This is a genomic window from uncultured Ramlibacter sp. (assembly GCF_936925435.1).
In the GTDB taxonomy this organism is placed as follows: Bacteria; Pseudomonadota; Gammaproteobacteria; order Burkholderiales; family Burkholderiaceae_C; genus Ramlibacter.
On the sequence record NZ_CAKZHQ010000027.1, the window covers coordinates 1 to 5,588 of the forward strand.

Below are 5,588 nucleotides of genomic sequence, written 5' to 3' on the forward strand. Positions count from 1 at the left end.
AGCGGCGGGCATCGGCCTCGATGCGGCGCAGGGCCTCGGCCACCCAGGCGCGGCGGGCGCTGTCATCGCTGGCCATGGACAGACCGTCATCCAGCCGGACACCTCGATCACCGCGCCGTTGATGTAGCTGGCCTCGTCGCTGGCCAGGAAGGCGTAGACGTTGGCGATCTCCTCGGGCTTGCCCAGGCGGTGCAGCGGCACCTGCTCGCGCATGTGCTCCAGCACCTTGTCGGGAATGGTGCCCAGGATCGGCGTTTCCACGAAGCCCGGCGCCACCGCGTTGACGCGCACGGCGTATTTGCCGAATTCCAGCGCCATGCCCTTGGTGACCGCGCCGACAAAGGCCTTCGACGAGCCATAGACGCCAGAGCCTGCGGTGCCGCCGGTGCGGGCCGCGACCGAGGTCGTGTTGATGATGAAGCCGCCCTGCTTCTTGAGGTGCGGAATGGCCGCCGTGGTGGTGGAAATCACCGAGCGGCCATTGAGATCTATCACCGCGTCGAAATAGTCCTCCGTCATGTTCTCATAGGTGACGCGCGCGACCATGCCGCCGGCATTGTTGATCAACCCGTCCAGCTCGGCCAGGCGCGACGGCGTGAGCGCGCGCTCGGCGTGCAACAGATCGCGCATTTCCGGCAGGTGCTGCCGCAACCGCGCGTCGGGGTAACTGAGCAACGCCGACAGCACGCGCAGGCTCTTGCTCATGGGCAGGGGCGTTTTCATTCCGAACATGGTCAGACCTCCGCCTTGATGGGGATGGTGCGTCTCTTCTCGCTGCCGAACAGGCTGGTCTCGCCCGTGCCTTCGGAGCAGCCGTTGCCGAAGCTGAAGCCGCAGCCGCCGCGCACGTTGAAGGCGTTCTCGGCGTATTCGCGGTGCGTGGTCGGGATGACGAAGCGGTCCTCGTAGTTGGCAATCGCCATCACGCGGTACATCTCTTCCACCTCGTTCACGCTCATCTTCACCTGGTCGATCGCTGCGCGATTAGCCTCGCCGTCCACGTGCTTGCTGCGCTGGTAGGCACGCATGGCCAGCATGCGCTCCAGGGCACGGACCACCGGCGCGGTGTCACCGGCTGTCAGCAGGTTGGCCAGGTACTTGACCGGGATGCGCAGCTGGTTGACGTCCGGGATCTCGCCGTTGGTGCCCACGTGGCCGGCATTCGCCGCTGCGGTGATGGGGCTGAGCGGCGGCACGTACCAGACCATCGGCAGCGTGCGGTACTCGGGGTGCAGCGGCAGCGCCACCTTCCACTCCACCGCCATCTTGTAGACGGGGCTGTTGCGTGCCGCGTCCATCCAGTTGTCGGGAATGCCGTCCAGCCGTGCCTGCGCAATCACCTTCGGGTCGTTCGGGTCCAGGAAGATGTCGAGCTGGGCCTGGTACAGGTCCTTGTCGTTGACGACGCTGGCGGCTTCTTGAATGCGGTCGGCGTCGTACAGCAGCACGCCCAGGTAGCGGATGCGGCCGACGCAGGTCTCGCTGCACACCGTGGGCTGGCCGGCCTCAATGCGCGGGTAGCAGAAGATGCACTTCTCGGCCTTGCCGCTCTTCCAGTTGTAGTAGATCTTCTTGTAGGGGCAGCCGCTGACGCACATGCGCCAGCCGCGGCACTTGTCCTGGTCGATCAGGACGATGCCGTCTTCCTCGCGCTTGTAGATGCTGCCGCTCGGGCACGATGCGACGCACGCCGGGTTCAGGCAGTGCTCGCACAGCCTGGGCAGGTACATCATGAAGGTGTTCTCGAACTGGCCGTAGATGTCCTTCTGGATGTCGTCGAAGTTCTTGTCCTTGCTGCGCTTGCTGAACTCGCCGCCCAGGATCTCTTCCCAGTTCGGGCCCCACTCGATCTTCTCCATGCGCTTGCCGGTGATCAGGCTGCGCGGTCGCGCGGTGGGCGCGTGCTGCATCTCGGGCGCCGACTGCAGGTGGTCGTAGTCGAAGGTGAAGGGCTCGTAGTAGTCGTCGATCTGCGGCAGGTTGGGGTTGGCGAAGATCTTCATCAGCAACTGCCACTTGCCGCCTTGACGCGGCACGATGGAGCCGTCCGCCTTGCGGATCCAGCCGCCGTTCCACTTGTCCTGGTTCTCCCATTCCTTGGGGTAACCGATGCCTGGCTTGGTCTCGACGTTGTTGAACCAGGCGTACTCGACGCCGGGGCGGCTGGTCCACACGTTCTTGCAGGTCACGCTGCAGGTGTGGCAGCCGATGCACTTGTCCAGATTCAGGACCATGCCGACTTGTGCGCGGATCTTCATGCGCCTTCTCCTTGTGCTTGAACGATCTCGGCGCGTTCATCACCCAGCGGGGTGTCGAGCCAGTCGACCTTGGCCATCTTGCGGACCACCACGAACTCGTCGCGGTTGGTGCCGATGGTTCCGTAGTAGTTGAAGCCGTAGCTGAACTGCGCGTAGCCGCCGATCATGTGGGTGGGCTTGAGCACGATGCGCGTCACGCTGTTGTGGATGCCGCCGCGCACGCCGGTGATCTGCGACCCGGGCGTATTGATGATCTTTTCCTGCGCGTGGTACATCAGCAGCATGCCGGGGTTCACCCGCTGGCTCACTACAGCGCGCGCCGCGATGGCGCCGTTGATGTTGAAGACCTCGACCCAGTCGTTGTCCTCGATGCCGCTGCGCTTGGCGTCGTCTTCGCTCAGCCACACCACCGGGCCGCCGCGGTTCAGCGTCAGCATCATCAGGTTGTCGCTGTAGGTGCTGTGGATGCCCCACTTCTGGTGCGGCGTGATGAAGTTGAGCAGGATCTCCTTGTTCCCGTTCGGCTTGATGTTGTGGATGCCGGCCGTGGTCTTCAGGTCCACCGGCGGGCGGTAGCTGCTGAAGCCTTCACCGAAAGCGATGACCCACGGGTGGTCCAGGTAGAACTGCTGGCGGCCGGTCAACGTGCGCCAGGGGATGTACTCGTGCACGTTGGTGTAGCCGGCGTTGTACGAAACGGTCTCGCTCTCGATGCCGCTCCAGGTGGGGCTGCTGATGATCTTGCGCGGCTGCGCCTGCACGTCGCGGTAGCGGATCTTCTCGTCCTCGCGGTACAGCGCCAGGTGCGTGTGGTCGCGGCCGGTCTGCTTGCCCAGGGCCTGCCAGGCCTTCACCGCCACATGGCCGTTGGTCTCGGGCGCCAGCTGCAGGATGACCTCGCAGGCGTCGATGTCGGTCACGATCTTCGGCATGCCCTTGGTCACCCCTTCGGTCAGCGTCTTGCCGTTCAGTTGGCCGAGCTGCTCGACTTCGGTGCCGGTCTTCCAGCCGATGCCCTTGCCACCATTGCCCAGCTTGTCCATCAAGGGGCCGAGGGCGGTGAAGCGCTTGAACACGTTCGGGTAGTCGCGCTCCACCACCATGATCTGCGGGGCCGTCTTGCCGGGGATCAGCTCGCACTGGCCCTTCTTCCATTCCTTCACCTCGAAGGGCTGGGCCAGTTCGCCGGCGGTGTCGTGCATGATGGGCGTCAGCACCACCTCTTTCTCGACACCCAGGTGGCCGACGCAGACCTCGCTGAAGGTCTTGGCGAAGCCCTTGTAGATCTCCCAGTCGCTGCGGCTCTGCCACACCGGGTCCACGGCCGCGCTCAGCGGGTGGATGAAGGGGTGCATGTCGCTGGTGTTGAGGTCGTTCTTCTCGTACCAGCTGGCCGTGGGCAACACGATGTCGGAGTACAGGCAGGTGGTGCTCATTCGGAAGTCGAGCGTGACCACCAGGTCGAGCTTGCCGACCGGCCCGTGCTCGTGCCACTTCACTTCCGTCGGCTTGGCGTCGTCCTGGCCCAGGTCCTTGCCCTGGATGCCGTTCTCGGTGCCCAGCAGGTGCTTGCAGAAGTATTCGTGGCCCTTGCCCGACGAGCCCAGCAGGTTGCTGCGCCAGACGAACAGCACACGCGGCCAGTTCTGCTTTGCATCCGGGTCTTCGCAGCTCATCTGCAGCGTGCCGTCCTTCAGCGCCTTGACGACATAGTCCTTGGCGTCCATGCCGGCAGCGCTGGCGTCCTTCACCACCTGCATCGGGTTGGTCTTGAGCTGCGGTGCGCTGGGCAGCCAGCCCATGCGTTCGGCGCGCACGTTGTAGTCGATCATGCTGCCGGCATACAGTGCCTTGTCGGCCAGCGGTGACACGATCTCTTCCATGCCCAGCTTCTCGTAGCGCCACTGGTCGGTGTGGGCGTAGAAGAAGCTGGTGCTGTTCATCTGGCGCGGCGGGCGGATCCAGTCCAGCGCGAAGGCCAGCGCCGTCCAGCCGGTCTGCGGGCGCAGCTTCTCCTGGCCCACGTAATGCGCCCAGCCGCCACCGCTCTGGCCGATGCAGCCGCACATCATCAGCAGGTTGATGACGCCGCGGTAGTTCATGTCGGCGTGGTACCAGTGGTTCATCGCCGCGCCGATGATCACCATGCTCTTGCCGTGTGTCTTGTGCGCGTTCTCGGCGAACTGGCGGGCCACGGTGATGATCTGGTCACGCGGCGTGCCGGTGATGCTCTCGGCCCAGGCGGGCGTGTAGGCGGCATCGTCGTCGTACGACTTTGCACCGGAGCCCAGCCCACGGTCGATGCCGTACTGCGCCACCTGCAGGTCGAACACGGTGGCCACCAACGCTTCGCGGTGGTCGCCCTCCTTGCCCAGGCGCAAACGCACCGCCGGCACCTTGACGAAGTTGACTTCGCCGTTCTGGGTGTTGGACTTGAAGTGCGGCGTGCTCACGCCGCCGAAGTACGGCAGGCCGATGTCCACCACCTCATGCGCCTGCTCGCCATCCTCGATGACGGAGAGCTTCAGCTTCACCTCGGTGCCGTGCCGCGCTTCCTTGTTCTCGAGATTCCACTTGCCCTGGTCGACGCCACCTTCAGGTGTCCAGCGGAAGCCGATGCTGCCGTTGGGCAGCACCGCGCGGCCGTTCGTGTCGAAGGCGACCGTCTTCCACTCGGGGTTGTTCTCCTGGCCGAGCTTGCCGTTGAAGTCGGAGGCGCGCAGGTAGCGGTCGGGCACCAGGGTCTTGCTGCCGTCAGGGAGCGTGTGCTCCTTCAGCATCACCAGCAGCGGCAGGTCGGTGTAGCGGCGCGCGTAGTCGTCGAAGTACGGGCTGCGCTGCTTGAAATAGAACTCGTTGAGCGCGACGTGGCCCATCGCCATGGCCAGCGCCGCATCGGTGCCCTGCTTGGGGTGCAGCCAGATGTCGGCCAGCTTGGCGACCTCGCTGTAGTCGGGCGTGATGGCCACCGTCTTCGCGCCCTTGTAGCGCACCTCGGTGAAGAAGTGCGCGTCGGGCGTGCGGGTCTGCGGCACGTTGCTGCCCCAGGCCATGATGTAGGTGCTGTTGTACCAATCGGCGCTCTCGGGCACGTCGGTCTGCTCGCCCCACACCTGCGGGCTGGCCGGCGGCAGGTCGCAGTACCAGTCGTAGAAGCTCATGCACACGCCGCCGATGAGCGACAGGTAGCGCGAGCCGGCGGCGTAGCTCACCATGGACATGGCGGGGATGGGCGAGAAGCCGATGACGCGGTCGGCGCCGTGCTGCTTGATGGTGTAGACGTTGGCCGCCGCGATGAGCTGGTTGCCCTCGTCCCAGGTGCTGCGCACG

3 protein-coding genes are annotated in these 5,588 nt (G+C 65.0%); all 3 read right to left on the reverse strand.

Annotated features, from left to right (window positions below):
• Window positions 1–723: SDR family oxidoreductase (locus Q0632_RS14255; RefSeq protein ID WP_298931211.1), on the reverse strand; the 723-nt coding region annotated here is incomplete at its 3' end.
• A gap of 11 nt (window positions 724–734) precedes the next feature.
• Window positions 735–2,258 carry a nitrate reductase subunit beta gene (gene narH, locus Q0632_RS14260; protein WP_298931214.1) on the reverse strand — a complete coding sequence of 508 codons (1,524 nt, stop codon included), beginning with the start codon at window positions 2,256–2,258 and terminating at the stop codon, window positions 735–737.
• Window positions 2,255–5,588: nitrate reductase subunit alpha (locus Q0632_RS14265; RefSeq protein ID WP_298931217.1), on the reverse strand; the 3,334-nt coding region annotated here is incomplete at its 5' end. The genes Q0632_RS14265 and narH, both read right to left, overlap by 4 nt.

What these genes read in the sequence shown, in the direction of transcription:
- narH (WP_298931214.1), bottom strand. Translation starts at nt 2,258, where the DNA reads ATGAAGATCCGCGCACAAGTCGGCATGGTCCTGAATCTGGACAAGTGC.